This window comes from Klebsiella sp. CN_Kp088, from assembly GCF_040064335.1.
Classification (GTDB): domain Bacteria; phylum Pseudomonadota; class Gammaproteobacteria; order Enterobacterales; family Enterobacteriaceae; genus Klebsiella; species Klebsiella aerogenes.
Genome location: NZ_JBEAIQ010000001.1, coordinates 592,746 through 613,972 on the forward strand (window position 1 = coordinate 592,746; position 21,227 = coordinate 613,972).

At 57.0% G+C, this 21,227-nt stretch carries 15 protein-coding genes and 3 pseudogenes; 6 read left to right on the forward strand and 12 right to left on the reverse strand.

Annotation, left to right across the window (positions count from 1 at the left end; genetic code table 11):
- The 6 genes from ABLV08_RS02860 to ABLV08_RS02885 all read left to right on the forward strand — a co-directional run bounded on the left by ABLV08_RS02860 (nt 1) and on the right by ABLV08_RS02885 (nt 6,439).
- Nucleotides 1-1,452, forward strand: a complete 1,452-nt coding sequence (locus ABLV08_RS02860; RefSeq protein WP_015705630.1) for a M81 family metallopeptidase — start codon at nt 1-3, stop codon at nt 1,450-1,452.
- A gap of 3 nt (nt 1,453-1,455) precedes the next feature.
- The gene (locus ABLV08_RS02865; protein ID WP_348855538.1) at nt 1,456-3,273 is read left to right on the forward strand and encodes an ABC transporter ATP-binding protein; all 1,818 of its coding nucleotides are present in this window, start codon (nt 1,456-1,458) and stop codon (nt 3,271-3,273) included.
- 187 nt (nt 3,274-3,460) lie between these two features.
- Nucleotides 3,461-4,207, forward strand: a complete 747-nt coding sequence (locus tag ABLV08_RS02870; RefSeq protein ID WP_015366305.1) for a DeoR/GlpR family DNA-binding transcription regulator — start codon at nt 3,461-3,463, stop codon at nt 4,205-4,207.
- Between the two features lie 13 nt (nt 4,208-4,220).
- The gene (locus tag ABLV08_RS02875) at nt 4,221-5,303 is read left to right on the forward strand and encodes an oxidoreductase (RefSeq protein ID WP_015705632.1); all 1,083 of its coding nucleotides are present in this window, start codon (nt 4,221-4,223) and stop codon (nt 5,301-5,303) included.
- A 203-nt stretch (nt 5,304-5,506) separates the two neighbouring features.
- Entirely contained in the window at nt 5,507-5,701 is a 195-nt protein-coding gene (locus tag ABLV08_RS02880) for a hypothetical protein (RefSeq protein WP_015366303.1), read from the forward strand.
- A 171-nt stretch (nt 5,702-5,872) separates the two neighbouring features.
- A complete protein-coding gene (locus tag ABLV08_RS02885) occupies nt 5,873-6,439 on the forward strand; it encodes a DJ-1/PfpI family protein (RefSeq protein WP_015366302.1) in 567 nt (188 codons plus the stop codon).
- A 65-nt stretch (nt 6,440-6,504) separates the two neighbouring features.
- On the opposite strand, the gene ABLV08_RS02890 is transcribed toward ABLV08_RS02885, so the two are convergent.
- From ABLV08_RS02890 to tssH, 12 genes and pseudogenes are all read right to left on the reverse strand, one after another.
- A complete protein-coding gene (locus ABLV08_RS02890; RefSeq protein WP_348855540.1) occupies nt 6,505-7,845 on the reverse strand; it encodes a VasL domain-containing protein in 1,341 nt (446 codons plus the stop codon).
- A gap of 20 nt (nt 7,846-7,865) precedes the next feature.
- Nucleotides 7,866-8,309, reverse strand: a complete 444-nt coding sequence (gene tssE / locus ABLV08_RS02895; RefSeq protein ID WP_015705635.1) for a type VI secretion system baseplate subunit TssE — start codon at nt 8,307-8,309, stop codon at nt 7,866-7,868.
- A gap of 1 nt (nt 8,310) precedes the next feature.
- Nucleotides 8,311-8,847 (reverse strand): type VI secretion system lipoprotein TssJ, encoded by a 537-nt coding sequence (gene tssJ / locus ABLV08_RS02900; protein WP_175879567.1) that lies wholly within the window; start codon nt 8,845-8,847, stop codon nt 8,311-8,313.
- A gap of 228 nt (nt 8,848-9,075) precedes the next feature.
- Nucleotides 9,076-9,645 (reverse strand): annotated as a pseudogene (locus ABLV08_RS02905) (DUF3304 domain-containing protein).
- A 108-nt stretch (nt 9,646-9,753) separates the two neighbouring features.
- Nucleotides 9,754-12,198 (reverse strand): DUF2235 domain-containing protein, encoded by a 2,445-nt coding sequence (locus tag ABLV08_RS02910; protein WP_348855541.1) that lies wholly within the window; start codon nt 12,196-12,198, stop codon nt 9,754-9,756.
- Nucleotides 12,171-12,743 carry a DUF3304 domain-containing protein gene (locus ABLV08_RS02915; RefSeq protein ID WP_015705639.1) on the reverse strand — a complete coding sequence of 191 codons (573 nt, stop codon included), beginning with the start codon at nt 12,741-12,743 and terminating at the stop codon, nt 12,171-12,173. Before ABLV08_RS02915 ends, ABLV08_RS02910 begins: the two co-directional genes overlap by 28 nt.
- 119 nt (nt 12,744-12,862) lie before the next feature.
- Entirely contained in the window at nt 12,863-15,247 is a 2,385-nt protein-coding gene (locus tag ABLV08_RS02920) for a DUF2235 domain-containing protein (RefSeq protein ID WP_348855542.1), read from the reverse strand.
- A complete protein-coding gene (locus ABLV08_RS02925) occupies nt 15,220-15,810 on the reverse strand; it encodes a DUF3304 domain-containing protein (protein WP_348855543.1) in 591 nt (196 codons plus the stop codon). The genes ABLV08_RS02920 and ABLV08_RS02925 overlap by 28 nt, the downstream gene beginning before the upstream one ends.
- Before the next feature lie 334 nt (nt 15,811-16,144).
- Nucleotides 16,145-16,423: pseudogene (locus ABLV08_RS02930) on the reverse strand (type VI secretion system baseplate subunit TssF); the annotation flags it as partial.
- A 72-nt stretch (nt 16,424-16,495) separates the two neighbouring features.
- On the reverse strand, nt 16,496-18,070 hold the full coding sequence (tssA, locus tag ABLV08_RS02935) for a type VI secretion system protein TssA (RefSeq protein ID WP_015705644.1): 1,575 nt from the start codon (nt 18,068-18,070) through the stop codon (nt 16,496-16,498).
- Nucleotides 18,071-18,111: 41 nt separating this feature from the next.
- Nucleotides 18,112-18,387 (reverse strand): annotated as a pseudogene (locus ABLV08_RS02940) (phage late control D family protein); the annotation flags it as partial.
- A 145-nt stretch (nt 18,388-18,532) separates the two neighbouring features.
- Nucleotides 18,533-21,163 carry a type VI secretion system ATPase TssH gene (gene tssH, locus ABLV08_RS02945; protein ID WP_348855544.1) on the reverse strand — a complete coding sequence of 877 codons (2,631 nt, stop codon included), beginning with the start codon at nt 21,161-21,163 and terminating at the stop codon, nt 18,533-18,535.
- Nucleotides 21,164-21,227: the final 64 nt, after the last annotated feature.

Consider the following 21,227-nt stretch of genomic DNA (forward strand, 5'->3'; position numbering starts at 1 on the left):
ATGCGCATTGCCGTTGGCGGAATACATATTGAATGCAGCACGTTTAACCCGGTACTGACTCATGAAGCAGAGTTTCGCACCGTCAAGGGCGATGCCCTACTGGAGGCGCCCCACTTTCAGTTTTTACGTGATTATCCGGCGACGTTTCTGCCGACGCTGCACACCAGGGCGATTCCCGGCGGCCCGGTGGCGCGAGAGACCTATGAACAGTTCAAAGCCGAATTCTTAAGCCGTCTACAGGCGCAACTGCCGATCGACGGCCTGTACCTGGCGATGCACGGCGCAATGTTCGTTGAAGGTATGGAAGATGCCGAAGGAGACTGGATCGCCGCCGCCCGCGCCTGCGTTGGCGATGACTGCCCGATTGCCGTCAGCTACGATCTACACGGTAACGTGACCCAGCGCATTATCGACGCCATCGACATGTTCTCAACCTATCGCACCGCGCCGCATATCGATATAGAAGAGACCATGCGCCGTTCGGTCAGTATGCTGGTGAATAGTCTGCAAAGCGGCGTGCGCCCGGGCGTCGTGTGGGCGCCCATCCCGGTATTACTGCCTGGCGAACGAACCAGTACGGATGATGAACCGGCAAAAAGCCTGTACGCCATGCTGCCGCACAGCGACCAGATAGACGGCGTACTCGATAGCTCATTAATGGTCGGCTACGTATGGGCCGATGAACCGCGCGCCACCGCCGCGGCCATTTTTACCGGCACCGATCGCGCGGTACTGGAGCAACAGGCCGCAAAACTGGCGCAGGCCTATTGGGACGCGCGGGAAGATTTTGTTTTCGGCTGCCGGACGGGCGGCGTCGCCGAATGCGTCGCTCAGGCTATCGCCAGCGCCACGGGCCCGGTGATCCTGGCGGATTCTGGCGATAATCCAACCGGCGGCGGCGTCGGCGATCGCGGCGATGTGCTCGCCGAACTGCTACGCCAGCAGGCGCAAAATACCCTGGTTGCCGGCATTACCGACGCGCCGGCGACGCGTGCGGCCTTTGAAGCCGGCATTGGCGCGGAACTACAGCTAACACTCGGCGCTAACCTCGATCCGGCGGGCGTCAGCGCAAGCGCGCGTTTTACCGTGACAGGCCTACTGGCGGCAAGCCCGCAGCGCCCGGCCAATCAGGCGATTTTGCAGACCGGCGGTATTACCGTGGTGGTGGCCGACCGTCGTCGTCCGTATCACGACATTGCCGACTTTAGCGCGCTAGGACTCGACCCGCGGCAGGTGAAAATTCTGGTGGTCAAATCCGGCTATTTATCGCCGGAACTGGCGCCGCTGGCCAATCCGAACCTGATGGCGCTCTCGGAAGGGGTCGTCGATCAGGATATTGAACGGGTGGCCCGCCGGCGAATGCTGACCCCGACCTGGCCGTTTACGCGTGACATCGAATTCACTCCACAGGTGCGGGTTTCCGCCCGCGCGCCCTTTGCCAGGGAGTCCTGAGTCATGAACCGGGAAACGCCTGCGCCAGTACTGGCCGTCAACAATCTGAGCATCTCATTCCGCCACGGCGATAGCTGGCAGAAAGTGGTGCGTAATATCAGTTTTAGCCTTTATCCAGGTAAGACGCTGGCGATTGTCGGCGAATCGGGCTCAGGCAAAAGCGTGACGGCGATGGCCATCATGCGCCTGCTTTCTGCCCGCCATAGCCGTACCGAGGGACAGGTGTTGCTCGGCGGCAAATCCCTGCTCGAGCTTCCTGAAGAGGAGATGCGTCGTGTACGCGGCGCCGAGGTAGCGATGATTTTTCAGGAGCCGATGACCAGTCTTAATCCGGCCTTTACCATCGGCAATCAGATAGCGGAAGTTTTTATCCGCCATCAGAGTTTATCGGCGCGCCAGGCGAAGCAGGAGGCCATCGCCCTGCTGGAAAAAGTCCGCATTCCGCATCCTGCACAGCGTTTCGATGAATATCCGCATCAGTTTTCCGGCGGTATGCGCCAGCGCGCGATGATCGCGATGGCGCTGGCCCTGAAGCCAAAACTGCTGATCGCCGATGAACCTACTACCGCGCTGGACGTCACTATCCAGGGGCAAATCCTCGATCTGATTAAAACTCTGCAGGCAGAAAACAATACCGCGGTGCTGTTTATTACTCATGATATGGGCGTGGTCGCGGAAACCGCCGACGATACGCTGGTGATGTTCCACGGCGACGCCATCGAATGCGAGCGCACAACGACGCTATTCGCCGCACCTCAACAGCCCTATACCCGCGCGCTGCTGGCCTCGGTACCTGCGGCAGGTGAAATGGATGTAAGCTCGACCCCTTGTAAATTTCCATCGGTGAACCTGCAAACCGGAGAAATTCATCGTTATCCGCCAGAAGCGGATCTCAGTCTGACCAGCAACGAACCTGTGCTGTCGGTCAAAAACCTGGTCACCCGTTTTCCCGTCAAAAAAGGCTTTTTCAATCAGTTAGCCGGGCATATCCACGCCGTAGAAAACGTCAGCTTTGATTTATGGCCCGGCGAAACGCTATCGCTGGTGGGCGAATCAGGCTGCGGTAAATCGACCACCGGTCGCAGTCTTATCCGCCTGGTCCAGGCACAATCCGGTCATGTTCGTCTCCATGGTTATGACGTCCTGCAAGCCGGGCGCCAGCAGCAAAAGCGGATGCGTCAGGATATCCAGATGATATTTCAGGATCCGTTCGCCAGTCTGAATCCGCGGCTGAAAATCCAGGAAACGCTGATTGAACCGCTGCTGGAAAATGGCCTTGCCACCCGCCAGCAGGCGCTGGCGCGCGCCCATGAATTAATTGAAAAAGTGGGGCTCAACGTCGCGGTACTTAACCGCTATCCGCATGAATTTTCCGGTGGTCAGCGCCAGCGCATCTGCATTGCCCGCGCGCTGGCGATGAACCCCAAGGTGATTATCGCCGACGAGTCGGTGTCGGCGCTGGATGTGTCGGTCAAGGCGCAGGTGGTCAACCTGATTATCGAACTGCAACGAACGATGAAAATCGCCTTTCTGTTCATCTCGCATGATATGGCGGTGATTGAACGCATCAGCCACCGGGTGGCGGTGATGTATCTCGGTGAAATCGTCGAAATTGGCCCGCGGCAGGCCATTTTCGCCAATCCGCAGCACCCGTATACGCAAAAGCTGATTGCGGCGATCCCAAAGACCGATCCGTCTCGTCGCCATCTGTTGCGTGAAGCCAATAACGATGAACTGCCGTCGCCGTTTCGCGATAAAGACTGGCAGCCGCCGACCCGTCGCTACGAACAAGTCGGTAATCAGCACTGGGTAATGCGCTGAGCGGATTACCTTGAATAGACCGGTTTAACGCTCTACAGGCTGCGCTGAGCCGGTCCCCCTTCCCAAAAAGCGATGCTCCATCTCCCCTTTTAACTGGCAACGCATTTTTTGCTGTTTTTTGCGATTCACATTCTCACATCATGCTGTATTATGCAGGTTGTTGCAGTATTTTGCAGGAACAGCAATTATGCATAAAACCGCCCGACAACAGTTTTTGCTCGAACTACTGAGCGAAAACGGTCAAATTAGCATCAGCGAACTGGTTGAACGATTGCAGGTCTCACCCGATACCGTTCGCCGCGATCTAAGTGACCTGGAAAAACGCGGACTGGTGCAGAAAAACCATGGCGGCGCTATCGCCCTCGATCTTCCGGCCATGAATCGCCAGGGGCGCAACGCGCTGCTGCCGGAGACTAAACAACGCCTTGGCGCGCTGGTCGCCCGTGAGGTCCCACCGGGAGCAACGCTATTTTTAGACGCCGGCAGCACGGTACTGGCCGTCGCCGCTCATCTAAAAGGACCGCTGACGGTCATCACCCCTTCGCTGGATATTGCCCAACTATTTAGCGAACGGCCCGATATCGAGTTGGTTTTACTTGGCGGGAAATGGGATATGCGGCAGCGGCTGTTTGCCGGTAGCGCCACGCTGGCGCTGCTTTCTCGTTACCGCGCGGATATCGCCATTCTCGGCGCCTGCGCGATCCATGCGCGGCAAGGGCTTAGCGCCAGCCAGGAAGCGGATGCTGAAGTAAAACGCGCCATGCTGGCTGCCAGCGTCGAGCACTGGCTGGTGGCTGATCATCTGAAACTTAATCGCTGCGAGCCTTACCTGGTCGCCGAACTGAAACACATCGATCGTCTATTCCTCGACAAGCCGTGGCACGCGCTTGGCGAAGACAATTCAATGCAGGTCAGCATTGCTGACGCTGAATAACGTGGAGAAAGTCATGCATAAAGTTATCAACGGCGCAGGTAAGCACATTAATATTGCGCTGATCGGCTACGGATTTGTCGGCAAAACGTTTCACGCGCCGCTCATTAATTCGGTCGAAGGGTTAAAGCTTGCCGTCGTCGCCTCCCGCGACGAAGCTAAAGTGAAGCAGGATCTGCCGGATGTCGCGGTCATCGCTTCGCCGGAAGAGGCCATTCAGCATCCGGACGTCGATCTGGTGGTACTCGCTTCGCCAAACGCCACCCACGCCCCGCTGGCTCGCCTGGCGCTCAATGCCGGTAAGCACGTAGTGGTAGATAAACCTTTTACTCTCGATATGCAGGAAGCGCGCGAGCTGATCGCGCTGGCGGAAGAAAAGCAACGGTTGCTTTCTGTCTTCCATAACCGCCGTTGGGATAGCGATTATCTCGGCATTAAGCAGGCCATCGAGCAGGGGCTGATCGGCAAGGTTAAGCATTTCGAGTCGCATATCGACCGCTTCCGCCCGCAGGTTCGCGTCCGCTGGCGCGAGCAGAATGTACCAGGTAGTGGCCTGTGGTTTGATATTGGCCCGCACCTGATCGACCAGACGCTGCAACTTTTCGGCCTGCCGCAAACTGTACAGGGCAATATTGCCACCCTGCGCCAGGGCGCGGAGATTAACGACTGGGCACATGTGGTACTGAACTATCCACAGCACAAAGTGATTTTGCACTGTAGCATGCTGGTGGCCGGCGGCGTCTCGCGTTTCACGGTCCACGGAGATAGCGGCAGCGTCGTGAAACTGAAAGCAGACCAGCAGGAGAGCCAGCTGCTGGCAGGCGTCATCCCAGGGAGTGAAAGCTGGGGCCAGGATGACGACAGCATGACGTTGTTCGACGCCAGCCTGCAGGCGCACACGCTCGCCACGCCGAAAGGCGATCAGCGCCAGTACTATATTCAGGTTCGCGATGCCCTGCTGGGCAAAATTGCCAACCCGGTGCCTCCGCTACAGGCGCTGGCAGTGATGGCGGTGCTGGAAGCTGCCGTTGCCTCGTCAGAAAGCGGCAGCGTGCAGAAGCTGGCGTTAACCGCCAACGAACTGGCCGGGCTTCAGTAAGCTCTCCCTGGCGGCTGTCGTACTCTTCAGCCGCTACATATTCTCTTCTGCTGAAAACTCTCCCCAGGAAAATCTCTCTCGATCGCCAATTGGCTGCTGGAAATTTCCCACATTTGGGAGCAGGATATAATCAAATACCTGATTATTGTGGTACGCCCTTAGCTTCTGCGGACGCAGCCCGACACACTGGACAGGAGAATGTCATGTATTACACGTTAGGAGAAAAGACCCTCCACTTTTATCGCTATCAGTGCCGTTACTACGTCGCCCACTGGGACGGCGGCCATGTGATGACCGAGCAGTTCAAGCCGTTTATCGCCGGGATCAGCGAAAAGACCGGCCTGGAAGCAAAGCGTGTGGAAGCGGTCGCTCGCGACTACTTCACTAACGTGGATTAACTCTGACCGCTTCTTGTTGCCGTGGCCGTTGGCTGCGGCAACGCATTCCCCTCGGGTTAAATCCCGGCAGCCAAATGTCATCAATAACCATTTTTGAGCGCCCTCACGGTTCGCTTTCTCTCTTGTGGCAGTCTATATCTTATTCATCTTTATCGTGGGAGGAACAAGAATATGGGCAAGAAAATTTTAATGCTGGTGGGTGATTACGCTGAAGATTACGAGACCATGGTACCGTTTCAGGCATTACAGATGATCGGCCATCAGGTTGATGCCGTCTGTCCGGATAAGAGCAAAGGCGATTATATTATGACGGCGATTCATGATTTTGACGGCGCTCAGACCTACAGCGAAAAACCCGGTCACCGCTTCGTGCTGAACGCCGATTTTGCCAGCGCCAGAGAACAGGACTACGACGCCCTGTTGATCCCCGGCGGCCGCGCCCCCGAATATCTGCGCCTGAATGAGCAGGTAATTAAGCTGGTACAGGCTTTCGACGCCGCGCATAAACCGATTGCTGCCGTTTGCCATGGCCCGCAGCTTCTGGCCGCCGCGGGTATTCTTAAAGGCCGTACCTGTAGCGCTTACCCGGCTTGCGCTCCCGAAGTGCGACTCAGCGGCGGGCATTATGCGGATATTGGCATCGACCAGGCGCACGTTGACGGCAATCTGGTCACCGCCCCCGCCTGGCCCGCCCATCCGCAGTGGCTTGCTAAATTTGCCGAGGTGCTGCAGCGGTAAGCACCTTTGCCAGGGCTGGCGTCGCTACGCTACGAGATGCCTCAGCCCTTACGCCTTGCGCGAAGCTATTCCGGCGTTTTACTTTTCAGTAGCGCATAAGAGACTATCAGCTGTTGCAGGTGCTGTTCCGTCTGTTTTTGCTGCGCGGCACGCCTGATTTGTCCTTCTGTCATCGCTGACAGTTGGCGTAACTGTTCTTCAGCCGGGACGGTTCGATTAAAAGACTGAGTAATGGCGAACACCGCGGATTTCAGTTCACTAACCGTCATGTATTTGCCCTTCTGTTCATCAAGGGCATCCAGACGCTGAGTTAATTGCTGCAGTTGCTGCATTCCCTGATACCACCCGGTGAGATTTTCCGCCGGCAGCGCGGCGGCTATGATCTGCTGCTGCCACTGCGAGGACAATGTTTTCGCCTGCTCCGGCCATAGCACTTGTGCCTGTTGTACCAGTTGCTCGCTATAGTCGATGGCCCAATTCGGCTTGAGTTGGGCCAGATCTGACAGCTGCTGCCGGGTCTGCTTTATCCCACCGTCTGCCGGCGGTGCGTGCTGAGAAAAGGAGCGTAACTGATCTGGCGAAAGTACCGTCGGCAATGGCGCCAGACTGAGAGCGAATTGCCGCTGTTCCGGCTCTGGTTTAGCCATCGCCTGCCACCCCCATCCCGCCGCAGCGCCCAGCGCCAGCATCGTCAGCATACCGGCCACAAAAGGTCGCCATCGTTTTTCAGAGATCTGATGCTCATTGCCGGCTTGCTCGTGTGGTAGCGTTTCCGGCGGCGCAATATAAATCCACTTCGTTCGCTCAACCGGCTCATCCAAATGGGTGGAAGCATTCTCCATCGCGACTACGCGCGGTAGGGTATCAACGCTAGTTACACCATCGCTATTCTCCAGCCGTACCGCCGCGTTATGCATCAAATTGAGCAACGCATCAAACTGACTGGCATGCTTTAATTCCAGACGCTGTAGCGCAACATCCAGCGCTTTCAGATGCGCTTCCGCCTCATAAATCAAACTAAGATCGGCATAGGTCAGCGTCAGCGTACGCAGCGCTTGCTGTAGCCGTTTACCCAAACCGCTAAGGATTTCCATCCGCGCGTGTACCGGCTGTGGCCAAAGGCTCCCCCACTGACGGGTAATCAGCGTTTCCAGGATAGCAAGGCCTTCATTCAGGCCGGATAAACCGGTTAACTGCGTACGGGCAAGCGTATACCAGGCCGCAGTCTGCAGCTCTACGCCGTTACGGTCAAACAGCGATAGACAAAGCCGTTCTGCGTATAGCCAGTCAACGTCGGGGCGCGCCGGGTGGCTGAGTTTATGCATTTCTTCACGCAGCTTTGCGTAGTCTGCCAGCGTGCGCGGGTCGCCGCCGGTAGTCAGGTGACGCTTAGGATAAGTTGTCATAGAGGTAACCAGAGTGAGGGCTAAATAGCGGTGCGGGCATTCAGATACTGTTGCTGTTTCAGATGGCGAAGGAGAACCCTGCCTTCAGGCATAAATTCCGTGCCATAGCGTACCAGACCAATTTCTTTCAGTTCCGCGTCGATGGCATAACGCAGTTCGCCCGGCTGTGTCTGTTCGAGCATCTCCACACGGAGGCTATTCAGCCGCGGTTCGTATTTGAGCAGTACCGCGGACAGCGTGGTCATTAACTGGTGCGCGCTACCCGGCATCCCCTGGAGAATTTTTGTCATATCCGGCAGACCGTAATCCGGAAGATGCGCCAGCGTACCCGCCCGGCAGTTGAGGATACGCTGCATATTATCAAGCACCGATAAAATGACCTGATTTTCTTCACCGATCTGATGCAGATCGAGACCGCCGGAGAAATTACCAAACAGGGTGTCGTAAAGTGAGGGGCGTGGCATTTTAGTTACCTTTTAACGGTTGCAGCGTCAGCCGGTTGTGACCGGCTTCGATAATATGCGGCTTGTCGGGGTCGAGGTCGTCGCGGGTCAACACTAACCGCCAGCTGTCCTTGACCCGATCCGGCGCGATAAACATCCCCGCCACCGCGACGTATTGCGCCGCCGTCTCCAGCGGCATATCCAGCGCCACGGATTCCCCCGGGCGTAGACGGATATCTTTTTGGGCCAGCCAATCGCTTGGTATTGCCCGGCTATCGTCAGCAAATAGCGAGGGATAATCGCTGGCGTCAAACGCTTTGCGCTCTTTGAGTTGGTAAATTCGCACTACGGTTGCCAATGACGCCCCTTGCGCATTGTGGTTCACCCCTTCCCGGGCCCGAATATCCAAATGCAGCGTTTTGATCTGTTTATAAAAAATAGCGTAGGTCACTGAGACGGCTCCATCTTTTACGCTCTGCGTCAGGCCGCAGCCGGTTAAGGCTGCAGTGAGAGTGATGGGCAGCAATGTGGCGCAATTTTTACCAGCGATAGTTGCCATCTTCATCGTTCTCCCTTCGGTGAATATTTTTCGGACGCGCTGATAACGCCCCAGATGAATGGTGATAATGTCAGTAGCAGGGTATTGCGCGTTAAGCGGACGCAGTACCGCGGTCCGCCCTAACCGCGCCGCGTTTTTGGGTTGGCAAGAGCGTTGCGCAGCCGGTAATAAATGGCGGGCCACATACAGCTGTAGCCGTACATCCAAATGGGCGCCCAGCCAGGGCATTCAGCGTGGAGTCTGCGGTGTCGGACATACGATCTCCTCCTTGATATGTTTGAAAATAACGTTATCTGCTTTTTTATCCTCATCAGGATGAGGAAGTATCGGGTATTTCGGATCTGCGCGACCGTAGCAGGAACGGACTATCCGCACCTTATCGCAGGGGAAAATATGCACATCAAAACCGCACGCCTGCCCCTTCTCCCAGCGTTCAATGGGGACAGTAATCGGCCCATGTTTCTGATAGTGAGTCTCATAATCATCGGGCATCTCACTCGATTTCATCCAGGCATTAGGATCGGAGGTCCAGGTGATTTTTGCCGTCAGTCCCGGGCGCCAGACATCAGGCACCATCACGCAGCAGAATCCGCCACCGCCACCGTAGGGATTCGCCCTGGGCCCTCCGTAGCCATCAACCTGCACCGAAACGATGGCATCAGGTCCGTGGTTTAATACGGCTATATCAGCGCCGCTCATGCCGTCATGACTGTGATCGCGGCAGGCCGTCAATAGTCAGAGAAAAACGGCGACCAGTACCGCCAGCCCTGTGGGCAAAATACGGGTATGCTTTATCATTGATGTATCCTTACAAAAATAAAATAAAGTAATGAATTATTAAGAGATGACGTAATTACAGATTTTTATTTTTACGACGCCGTCCATAGTAATATGGTAATTAAAGTGTCAGGGAAGCAGTATTTTAAAAGCCTCGCTTTTTATATCGCGATATATTTTACCCAGCACGCCCGATACCGTATTCAGATCTTTCATATCCGTTCGCGCCTGCACTAATATATCGCCAACATTAATATCTATAATCGCTTTTACCCGCTGGCCAAATTGTTTCACCGAATCCCACGTATCGTCATCGTTATCGTAAATAGTCCGCGACGCAAAATAACCGTGCGAAAACGAGGAGTGCAGCGGGTCGTGATTATATTTGGCCAGCGTGTCATGCACGTAGTTATCGTAAAAATCCAGCATCGTCGGCGAGCCCATCAGCGCCGCCCGCCGGGCATCGCCGCTTTTCTTGATCTGGATATATTCCGACTCCTGCGCCGCCACCAGCGGACCGCCAAGCTGGTTGGTCTGCGTGGTGGGGATCACATCCAGCAGTACCTGAGCCAGCAGCGCCACGATACCGGTATGGGCAAAGTCATAGCCCCACGCCGCGCGGTCCAGCCGATCCTTATCGATAAACGGCACTTCACGCGGCCCTTCGCTTTCCGCGGGCGCCGCCGCCGACGGCAGCGCGCCGGACGATTCATTCAGCGCCTGCTGATAAAAAGGCTTACGCTGATAATACTTATCGGCGTATTGCGGGCTGGCAAAGCGCTCGGTGCGCCACGCGGTGATCCAGCTCAGCTGGTCCGCCAGCATCACCTCCAGCGCTTTGGCCTTCAGCGGCACATACACCGGATCCGGCAGCTTGCCCAGCGGGCCGTTCTCCGGCGGCTTCGCGGCGGTGGCCGCGGCTTTCGCCTTATCGCCATCCGCCTTGTCGTGAGCCGCCTTCAGCGCGGCGACCGGATCCCGGCCCTGGGCCACGGCGATGGCCACCACCTCCGCCTCGTTGACGGCCGGCGTTTCGGTCTTCGCCCCCGCCTGCTGCGCCCCGGCCTGCTGCCAGGCGTTAAACAGGGCGATCGCCTGGGCGGAGATTTTGAATTGTTTTAATACATCATTGGTCATTACCCGATACTTTTTGCCTTTGGCGCCGCCGGGCAATACTTCCTCAGGTACGCTCAGCGGCGCCCCGGCATCGAAGGCGGCGGCATACATATCGTGCAGCACAATCTTTGACAGCAGGCTGGCGGCATCGGTCTGCACTTTGCCGAGTTCCGTGGGTTTACAGTCGCCGCCAACATCGGCATGCATCCCGGGATAGACCACCTCCACCGCTCCCGCCGGGTATTTACCGTCCGGACCGCGAATGGAGTCCAGCGGCAGGTCGCCGTGCTGCTCGTGGCCGGCGACAAAGTGGTAGCAGCTTTTTAAGAAGCCTTTGGTGGTCGGCAGCCGCAGTCTGTTGGCCGCCCAGCCCAGATGCCCGGTGGCCGACGGCAGGATATGCGGCACGCCAACCGCGGAGACCGTATCCAGCAGCCCCATAAACTCGATACTGATGGGGATGCCCAGCAGGGTCGGGCCGCCTGGCACCCCGGTCCCCGCCGGCAGCATATTTGTCGCATCGAGCGGCATTTTAGCGTCATCAAGCAGCGACTCCAGCCCGCGGGCGAAGGCGCGAGCGGTGGCGGCCCCCCGGCAGTAGCCGTAGACGAACAGCTTGATTTTGGCGATGCGCCGCTGCGAGCGCTGGATATGCAGCCGCGTCGGCTGCCGTGGCCACTGGTTGACCACGCACCCCAGATGGTCGTCGCAGAATTTGTCAAGCGCGCTTTTACGGTTGAACTTCTGGGTCAGCCGCGAGAAGGGCCAGACGGTGGCCATCTGAGGCCGAAAGATATCCAGTTCGCTGTCTTCGATCCTTTCCTTTCTCACCGCATAGCAAATGCTGCTGTAGGTTTTAAGCAGCGCCTGGTTGATACGGTCCTCACCGCCGTTGGCAAACAGCTCGCCGTCCAGCGAGTAGTGCTCTTCGCCAATCTCCGGAAAGCGCGCCCCGCAGCCGGGAAAGTAGTAACTGAAGTAGCCGTCACTCTCAGCTGTTTCCTTCTGATCTTTCCAGTTGGCTGCATGATAGAGGCGGCCGATATTAGTCAGCGGCGGGTTACGCGAGCCATACACCTCATCGGCCCCCTTTTCATTACAGCAGGTACCGTCAAAGAACAGGCTGATATGCAGGCTGGCGGGACAGCCCGGCTCCGTTTTTTTGTCCGATTGATGTTCAGACTCCCCGACATATCCTTCCAGATACTGCCTGGCGAAGTTGCCTTCGGCCTGCGTTCTGCTCGCCGGCAGGCGGCCGCGCTCGTTGTATTCGGCTTTCTGCTGCACAGAGTTATCGGCAGACTTTTCTCCGTTTTTATCATCCGGCCCGGGAAACTTCGGCGGTAAGCTGGCCGCTTCCGCGGTGGAGGTTTTAACCGTGACCGGGGTGGCGCCGGTCTGAAAGGCGGCAATAAGCGCCTTCAGGGCATTCAGCGTGGACTCTGCGGTGTCGGACATACGATCTCCTCCTTAATATGTTTGAAAATGATCTTATCCGCTCGTTGCTCCCAGTCAGGAGGAGACTGGGGTACCGGGTAGCCCGGCTGTCCCGGTGGAATGCAGGAACGGACTATCCGCACCTTATCGCAGGGGAAAATATGCACATGAAAGCCGCAAGCCTGATCCTCTTCCCAGCGTTCAATGGGCACGGTGATCGGGCCATGGCGCTGATAGTATTGCGAATAGTTGTCAGGCATATCGCTTATTTTCATCCAGGAGTTAGGGTCGGAAGTCCAGGTAATTTTTGCCGTCAGCCCCGGGCGCCAGACATCTGGCACCATCACACAGCAGAAGCCGCCGCCGCCGCCGTAGGAATTGGCCCTTGGTCCCCCGTAGCCGTTCACCTGCACCGAAACGATGGCGTCCGGACCATGGTTTAAAAGGGTGATGTCAGCGCCGCTCATGCCGTCGCGACTGTGGTCACGACAGGCCGTCAGCAGGCAGAGAAAAACGGCGGCCAGCACCGCCAGCCCGCCGGGCAAAATACGGATATGCTTTATCATTGATGTGTCCTTACAAAAGAAATTAAATGCGTCGTTATTAAGAGATGACGTGATGACAGAATTATATTTTGCTGATATATATACCTCCCGAAAATTTGTGATAATGATATTTGTAGCGGTCAAATAGAATTGGCCGCTATAAATATCTTCAGCTGTATTTTCATATCCGTTCGCGCCTGCACTAATATATCGCCGACATTAATATCTATAATCGCTTTTACCCGCTGGCCAAATTGTTTCACCGAATCCCACGTATCGTCATCGTTATCGTAAATCGTCCGCGACGCAAAATAACCGTGGGAAAACGAGGAGTGCAGCGGGTCATGATTATATTTGGCCAGCGTGTCATGCACGTAGTTATCGTAAAAATCCAGCATCGTCGGCGAGCCCATCAGCGCCGCCCGCCGGGCATCGCCGCTTTTCTTGATCTGGATATATTCCGACTCCTGCGCCGCCACCAGCGGACCGCCAAGCTGGTCGGTTTGCGTGGTGGGGATCACATCCAGCAGCACCTGGCCCAGCAGCGCCACGATACCGGTATGGGCAAAGTCATAACCCCATGCCGCGCGATCCAGACGATCCTTATCGATAAACGGCACTTCACGCGGCACTTCACTTTCCACGGGCGCCGTCGCCGACGGCAGCGCGCCGGACGATTCATTCAGCGCCTGCTGATAAAAAGGCTTACGCTGATAATACTTATCGACATATTGCGGGCTGGCAAAGCGCTCGGTGCGCCAGGCGGTGATCCAGCTCAGCTGGTCCGCCAGCATCACCTCCAGCGCTTTGGCCTTCAGCGGCACATACACCGGATCCGGCAGCTTGCCCAGCGGGCCGTTCTCCGGCGACTTCGCGGCGGTGGCCGCGGCTTTCGCCTTATCGCCATCCGCCTTCTTGCGAGCCGCCTCCAGCGCGGCGACCGGATCCCGGCCCTGAGCCACGGCGATGGCCACCACCTCCGCCTCGTTAACGGCCGGCGTTTCGGTCTTCGCCCCGGCCTGCTGCCAGGCGTTAAACAGGGCGATGGCCTGGGCGGAGATTTTGAATTGGTCAGCGACATCCCCTTGCATTACCCGGTAGGTTTTGTTCTTAGCACCTCCGGGTAGAACATCACGCGGAACACTTAACGGCGCCCCGGCATCAAAGGCGGCGGCATACATATCATGCAGCACAATCTTTGACAGCAGGCTGCGGGCGTCGGTCTGCACTTTGCCGAGTTCTGACGGTTTACAGTCGCCGACATCGGCATGCACCCCGGGGTAGACCACCTCCACCACCCCCGCCGGATACTTACCGTCCGGACCGCGAATGGAGTCCAGCGGCAGGTCGCCGTGCTGCTCGTGGCCGGCGACAAAGTGGTAGCAGCTTTTTAAAAAACCTTTGGTGGTCGGCAGCCGCAGGCTGTTGGCCGCCCAGCCCAGATGCCCGGTGGCCGACGGCAGGATATGCGGCACGCCAACCGCGGAGACCGTATCCAGCAGCCCCATAAACTCGATACTGATGGGGATGCCCTGCAGGGTCGGACCGCCGGGCACCACCGTCCCCGCCGGCAGCATATTTGTCGCATCGAGCGGCATTTTAGCGTCATCGAGCAGTGACTCCAGCCCGCGGGCGAAGGCGCGGGCTGTGGCGGCCCCCCGGCAGTAGCCGTAGACAAAGAGCTTGATTTTGGCGATGCGCCGCTGCGAACGCTGGATATGCAGCCGAGTTGGCTGCCGCGGCCACTGATTGACCACGCACCCCAGATAGTCGTCGCAGAATTTGTCAAGCGCGCTTTTACGGTTAAACTTCTGGGTCAGCCGCGAGAAGGGCCAGACGGTGGCCATACTGTTCCGGTATCTGGTCAGTTCGCTGTCTTTGATCGCGGTTTTGTTCACCGCATAGCTGATGCTGCTGTAGGTTTTAAGCAGCGCCTGATTGATACGGTCCTCACCGCCGTTGGCAAACAGCTCGCCGTCCAGCGAGTAGTGCTCTTCGCCAATCTCCGGAAATCGCGCTCCGCAGCCGGGAAAATAGTAACTAAAATAGCCATCGTTTTCTGCAGTATTCTTTTGATCTACCCAACTGGCCGCATGATAAAGCCGGCCGATATTGGTCAACGGCGGGTTTCGCGAGCCATACACTTCATCACCATCTTCTTCATTACAGCAGGTACCGTCGAAGAACAGGCTGATATGCAGGCTGGCCGGGCAGCCCGGTTCGGTTTTTTTGTCCGATTGATGATCGGACTCCCCGACATAACCCTCCAGATACTGCCTGGCATAGTTGCCTTCGGTCTGCGTTCTGCTCGCCGGCAGGCGGCCGCGCTCGTTGTATTCGGCTTTCTGCTGCGTGGAGTTATCCGCCGGCGTTTTCTCCTTTTCATCATCCGGCCCGGGAAACTTCGGCGGTAAGCTGGCCGCTTCCGCGGTGGAGGTTTTGACCGCGACCGGGGTGGCGCCGGTCTGAAAGGCGGCAATAAGCGCCTTCAGGGCATTCAGCGTGGACTCTGCGGTGTCGGACATACGATCTCCTCCTTGATATGTTTGAAAATGATCTTATCCGCTCGTTGCTCCCAGTCAGGAGGAGACTGGGGTACCGGGTAGCCCGGCTGCCCAGGCGGGATGCAGGAACGCACTATCCGCACTTTATCGCAGGGGAAAATATGCACATCAAAGCCACAGGCCTGCCCCTTCTCCCAATGTTCGATAGGGACAGTAATCGGCCCATGTTTCTGATAGTGAGTTTCATAATCGTCCGGCATCTCACTCGATTTCATCCAGGAGTTAGGGTCGGAAGTCCAGGTGATTTTTGCCGTCAGGCCCGGTCGCCAGTCGTTGGGCACCATCACGCAGCAGAAGCCGCCGCCGCCGCCGCCGCCGCCGCCGCCGCCGTAGGGATTCGCCCTTGGCCCGCCGTAGCCGTCAACCTGCATAGAAACAATGGCGTCTGGACCGTGGTTATAGACATTTATATCAGCGCCGCTCATCCCGTCGCGACTGTGATCGCGACAGGCCGTCAGCAGGCAGAGAAAAACGGCGGCCAGCACCGCCAGCCCGCCGGGCAAAATACGGATATGCTTTATCATTGATGTGTCCTTACAAATACAAAGTGATGACTTATTAATAAATGGCGTAATTAAATGCTTGTATTTATGCTAATAGATGAACCTCTATATATAACTGATGATGATATTTGTAGCGGTCAATGAATATTGGCCACGATAAATATTCTCAGCAGTTATTTCATATCCGTTCGTGCGTGTATTAATTATTTCGCCGATATTAAGTTCAATAATTGTTTTACTCGCAGGCCCGGCAGGACGCTATTATCGTAAAAATCCAGCATCTGCGGCGAACCCAGCTGCGCCACGATGCCGGTGTGGGCAAAGTCATAGCCCCACGCTCTGCGCAGGCGGCGCAGCAGACGGTATTTTTCGGCCCCAGCGGGCGGGAATATATCTCCAGCCCGGCAGGCACCGTTTCCGCCATCTTCATCGTCGGTAGTTCCGGCGTCAGCGCCACCACCGATAGCCACGGAATGGTGCGCAGATAGTGCGGCCACAGCATGCTAACCAGCCCTTCGGTAAGCTCAGGCAGGTCGTCATCAATCTTTTCCCGCAAGCGCTCCATGGAAAAAGCAACCCCTTCAAACAGACGCTCTACGTAGGGATCCGGCGTACCGGCTTTGTCGAGATCCAGCATCGAAATAGCGCAAGGTTAAATCATCGATCGTATGCTATCCGTTACTCGTCCATGACGATCATCAGGCGTTTAAACGCACAGCACCGCCGCGCGGGCGGGGTCAATAGCAATCAGGTCCGCCAGCAAACGGTCCATCTGCGACTGCAGACGAGCTCTTTCCGTTTCGCTGCGTCCGGCCTTACCGCGCAACAGCCGCAGATGACGCGCTCGGACTTCAAACAGTAGTTCCGGTTCCCATTGCGCCAGTGACAGCGTGGCTGCCAGCACGTCCAGTTCCGCCAGCAGATGTTGCGCCAGTTCGTTTTTCCCGCTCTGCTCGGCAATCCGCGCCATCAATAATCGCAGTAACCAGCGGCTTCTGGGGGTGGTGATACCCGGACGATGTTGCAGCCAGGTCAGCGCCGCCTCAGCGCCATCGCTGTCGACCAGAGCCAGCGCCTCCGGCTCTAACTGAAGGATGTTGTCGTCGCCGGAAGCGGTGACGGCGCGGGAAGCGGTGTCGTCCAGCCAGATGGTTGCATTATCCAGCACCTGTTGCTGTATCCAGTTCAGCGTCACCTCATCGGCAAACGGCGTACCATCGTTAAACGCCAACCCTTCCAGGCCGATCAAACGTGCCAGCAGTCCTTGCAGATCATGCTGAATAATAGCGGCCTGCGCGTCGCGCCCGGATTTCAACAGCGCCTGGTGAACATACCACTGCAGATCCAGCCACAGATGGTTTGCGCCGCGGGAAAACATCTCGCTGGCCTGCTCGAGTAATTCCATCCAGCTCTGTTGGAGATACAGCCTTTTCAGCAGCGCCCGCTGGTCCGGTTTTGGCGGATCAATACGAGTTCTGCCGCCCGCCAGTAACGGCGGCAACTGATGCAGCGTATCATGGCGAATGCTCTTTATCAGGTGATGGGCAGAGAGCCAGCCATCCGGCTGGTCGCTGAGATACTTTGCCAGCACCCGCGCCTGCGTCAGCAGCTCCTGACCAGAGGTGATACCGCTGAGCACTGGCGCGCTGCCCCCCACCGCCGCTAGCGGCGCATCGCTGATATTCTGCGGGACCACAGCTTCTGGCCCGCCGGATTTCATTAACCGGGTTTCGAGGGCGGCGCACAACGCGCCGGGGACCGCCCCTTCTTGCGTCTGCTCCATGATCAGCAACGCGCCGGTGATACGTAGCGCATCGCTGTTGCATACCTCCGGGTATAACGACAGGCTGTCGAGCATGCGCTGGCTCGCCAGCCAGTCAAGGGCAGCTCTCCTGCTGCGATCCCGCTGCGGGTGTAGACTCACGCCAAAACGCTGCATTAATCCAGCCAGTAATTCCAGCCCATCAGCCAGACCCGCTTCGCCATCGCGGTGCAGGCGGGCCCAGGCGTAGTATGAGGCGACGCGGATATCCTGAGTGACGGTGGTCAGCAGCTTTTCCGCAAGCTGACAAATCAGATCGGTATTGGCGCCGGATAGCTTATTCACTTCTTCGCGCATCAACTGGAAATCATCGTCATAGCCGGGATCATCGCCCGTTGGTTGCTCGGCCGTGACCGGCTGCAGCCAGTTTTCCCACAGCAGCAAACGCTGCTGGGTCTGTGCGGCCAGCGCTTCCGGCGCTACCTGGCTCGCACTAATCAATGTATGAACTGATGCCATTAATAAAGATCCTCCCTGCGCTGTTCACTCTCCGCCTCGCAGCCCCATACGGACTCCGCCCCGCTGTCGCTCATTCCCGACGGGCTGTTGACGGGGAGTGTCTTACCAAATATCAACGCGCGCTGCGCATCGGCGAAATTCACCACTTCGCTCTGCGCCTCTTCCTGCAGGGTGAAATAATAGAATATGCCGACTTCAGCCAGCAGGCGCTGAATAAACGCCAGGTCGCTCTCGCGATACTGGTTTATCTGTTCGCGTTTTGGGTAGCTTTGCTTGAGATTAAATTCATATTCCCAACCATGCAGGTTATGCTCCTGCGGTTGTGTTGCGCTCACGGCCCAACGAACTCATCCAGGTCATATTTTTTCTCCATAAGACCGCAATGCCCTGCTGATAGTGTTCTGCTTGCCCATCGCCCGCGCCATCCTGTACCGGGATGGCGTTGACGCTAAGATATCCTCATCAGGAGTGGCTAAATTCCATGACCACGCCGCCTTCTTCATCGACATCCAGAGAAAGGCTCTGCGGCTTCAGCCCTGCCGCCAGATGGCTCAACAGTTGCTGACTCAGCACTGGTAGAATTTGTTGATTAAGCAGGCTGTCAATGTTACGCGCGCCGGTATCCGGCAGCAGGCAGGCGTCCGTCAACGCATCGTACAGGCCTTCGGCAATATCGGTTGTCATACCGTAATGACGATACAAACGCTGGCTGACCTGGTTGAGTTTCATGTTGACAATTTTGCGCATCGCCGGCTGGCTGAGCGGCCGGTAAATAATGGTCTGGAAACGCGCGAGCAGCGCTGGTTGAAAATGTTCTCGCAGCACCGGCCGCAACAGGTCATGTAAATCGGATTCTGTCGCTTCCGGATGTTCCTTCAGCATCTGCATCAGCCGATCGCTGCCGAGGTTTGAGGTCATCAGGATCACCGTATTACGGAAGTCGATTTCGCGTCCTTCGCCATCGCGCATAAAGCCACGGTCGAACACCTGGTAGAATAAATTCATCACATCGCGATGCGCTTTTTCCACTTCATCAAGCAGGACCACGCTGTACGGACGTTTGCGTACCGCTTCGGTGAGAATCCCCCCCTGACCGTAGCCGACATAACCGGGAGGCGATCCTTTCAGTTGGGACACCGTATGCGGCTCCTGATATTCGGAAAGATTGATGGTAATCAGCGATCTTTCACCACCGAACAGTTCATCAGCCAGCGCCAGCGCGGTTTCCGTTTTTCCAGTACCGCTCGGACCGACAAGCAGAAATACGCCCTGCGGGCCGTTATCCGGTGCAAGCCCGGTTTTGGTCGCCCGCAGTCTCTGGGCAATGGCGTTTAGCGCCATATCCTGCCCCACCACTCGTTTATCCAGATTAGATTCGAGACTCAGCAGTTCCGTCTGCTCGTCCTTCAGCAATGAAGAGAGCGGTGCCCCGGTCCAGTCGGCAATCACCGTTGCTACGGTACGTAAATCGACATCCAGCCCCAGCAGCGGGTGGTTATTCTGGACGCTGGCAAGTTGGCTCTGTAATTCACCGATCTCCTTGCGGCGGGAAGGATCGGCTCGGCAGCTCAGCAGTTGCTCGGTCAGCTTAAGTTCCAGGCCGTACTGCGTTTCCAGGTCATCAAGCTGTAAAATAATACGCGATTCTTCCAGCTCAATTGCCGCCAGCCGCGCTTCGTCGCTACCGCTACCGACCATGGCATCTTCCAGTAGCGCCTGTTTTTCCATTTCCAGCGCCGTGATTTGCGCTTTCATACGCGTCAACAATTCCGGCACCGTATCGATTCCCATGCGAATGCGGGCCGATGCGGTATCCAGTAGGTCCACCGCTTTATCTGGCAACTGGCGACCGGTGAGATAGCGTCGGGAAAGTGTCACGGCGGCGCGAATGGCTTCATCGGTGATATGTACCCCGTGATGATGAGCATAGCGAGATTTCAGCCCGCGCAGCATCAGACAGGCGGTGTCATCGTCCGGTTCGTCGACTTTGACCATCTGGAAGCGGCGCTCCAGCGCGGCATCACGCTCGAAGTACTGCTTATACTCACTCCAGGTCGTGGCGGCGATAGTTCGCAGTTCGCCGCGCGCCAGGGCCGGTTTGAGCAAATTAGCGGCATCCGCGCCACCGGCCTGGTTGCCTGCGCCGATGATAGTATGAGCTTCATCGATAAACAGCAGCACCGGGACAGGCGACTGCTGTACCGCTTCGATAATGTTCTTAAGCCGCTGTTCGAATTCCCCTTTGACGCCTGCGCCGGCCTGCAGTAAGCCGAGATCCAACGTACGCAATGAAACCGGCTTCAGACTGTCCGGCACATTGCCCTCCACGATACGCAACGCCAGCCCTTCGACCAGCGCGGTTTTGCCGACACCGGGTTCGCCAACCAGGATTGGGTTGTTTTTTCTCCTGCGCGACAGGATATCCACCATTTGACGGATTTCGTTATCGCGACCATAGACCGGGTCGATTTTGCCTTCACGGGCACGCGCAGTGATATCAAGAGTAAATTTATCCAGCGCGTTCTGTAACGCAGGGGTCATCTCAGCGGACTTCACAGCCGATTCCACGGGGCGGCCGACAAACTCCACATCGCCAGCGTGGCCAGGCTCATCTGGCTGTAATTCCGGGCGCTCATCAGACTGCATATCTAATAATGGTCGCAGGTGTTCAAGCTGCGCTTGTCCCAACGTTAACAGCGGCCACAGACTGTCACAGCGCACCCGCGTTGGGTTGCTGACTAACGCCATCAGTAGATGAACACTGCGTAGAGAGGTCTCCTCCGCCAGTGAAGCCCGCAGCCACGCCTCCTGCATCAGGCTCTGGATGCTGCCGGACAGCTGCGGCCGGCTGTGTACCGAACGCGGAAGCGTTTCCAGAAAAGAGAGCAGATCCTGCCAGATAGCGTCCATATCCCACTCATAACGCCGCGCTAAAACGGTCAGGTCTCCCTCGCCCTGCTCCAGTAGTTTTAGCAGCCAGTGTTCTGGAAGGATTTGCGCATGCGCGCGGGCCTGACACAGCGAAGCGGCGCCTTCCAGGGCGCGGGCGCAGTAAGGGTTTAAACGGCGTAACAGGATGGCTGGGTTTTCCATGAGGCTCTCTCTTTGTCGATTCCGGACACGCTACCGCCCATCGCCGTTTCCCGTGATGCAGGAG

Excerpts from the sequence above, each read along its gene's own strand:
- tssA (WP_015705644.1), bottom strand. The coding sequence starts at position 18,070 with ATGGCATCAGTTCATACATTGATTAGTGCGAGCCAGGTAGCGCCGGAA.
- tssE (WP_015705635.1), bottom strand. The coding sequence starts at position 8,309 with ATGCCACGCCCCTCACTTTACGACACCCTGTTTGGTAATTTCTCCGGC.
- ABLV08_RS02920 (WP_348855542.1), bottom strand. The coding sequence starts at position 15,247 with ATGTCCGACACCGCAGAGTCCACGCTGAATGCCCTGAAGGCGCTTATT.
- ABLV08_RS02875 (WP_015705632.1), top strand. The coding sequence starts at position 4,221 with ATGCATAAAGTTATCAACGGCGCAGGTAAGCACATTAATATTGCGCTG.
- ABLV08_RS02885 (WP_015366302.1), top strand. The coding sequence starts at position 5,873 with ATGGGCAAGAAAATTTTAATGCTGGTGGGTGATTACGCTGAAGATTAC.
- tssH (WP_348855544.1), bottom strand. The coding sequence starts at position 21,163 with ATGGAAAACCCAGCCATCCTGTTACGCCGTTTAAACCCTTACTGCGCC.
- ABLV08_RS02860 (WP_015705630.1), top strand. The coding sequence starts at position 1 with ATGCGCATTGCCGTTGGCGGAATACATATTGAATGCAGCACGTTTAAC.
- tssJ (WP_175879567.1), bottom strand. The coding sequence starts at position 8,847 with ATGGCAACTATCGCTGGTAAAAATTGCGCCACATTGCTGCCCATCACT.
- ABLV08_RS02865 (WP_348855538.1), top strand. The coding sequence starts at position 1,456 with ATGAACCGGGAAACGCCTGCGCCAGTACTGGCCGTCAACAATCTGAGC.
- ABLV08_RS02925 (WP_348855543.1), bottom strand. The coding sequence starts at position 15,810 with ATGATAAAGCATATCCGTATTTTGCCCGGCGGGCTGGCGGTGCTGGCC.
- ABLV08_RS02915 (WP_015705639.1), bottom strand. The coding sequence starts at position 12,743 with ATGATAAAGCATATCCGTATTTTGCCCGGCGGGCTGGCGGTGCTGGCC.
- ABLV08_RS02880 (WP_015366303.1), top strand. The coding sequence starts at position 5,507 with ATGTATTACACGTTAGGAGAAAAGACCCTCCACTTTTATCGCTATCAG.
- ABLV08_RS02910 (WP_348855541.1), bottom strand. The coding sequence starts at position 12,198 with ATGTCCGACACCGCAGAGTCCACGCTGAATGCCCTGAAGGCGCTTATT.
- ABLV08_RS02890 (WP_348855540.1), bottom strand. The coding sequence starts at position 7,845 with ATGACAACTTATCCTAAGCGTCACCTGACTACCGGCGGCGACCCGCGC.
- ABLV08_RS02870 (WP_015366305.1), top strand. The coding sequence starts at position 3,461 with ATGCATAAAACCGCCCGACAACAGTTTTTGCTCGAACTACTGAGCGAA.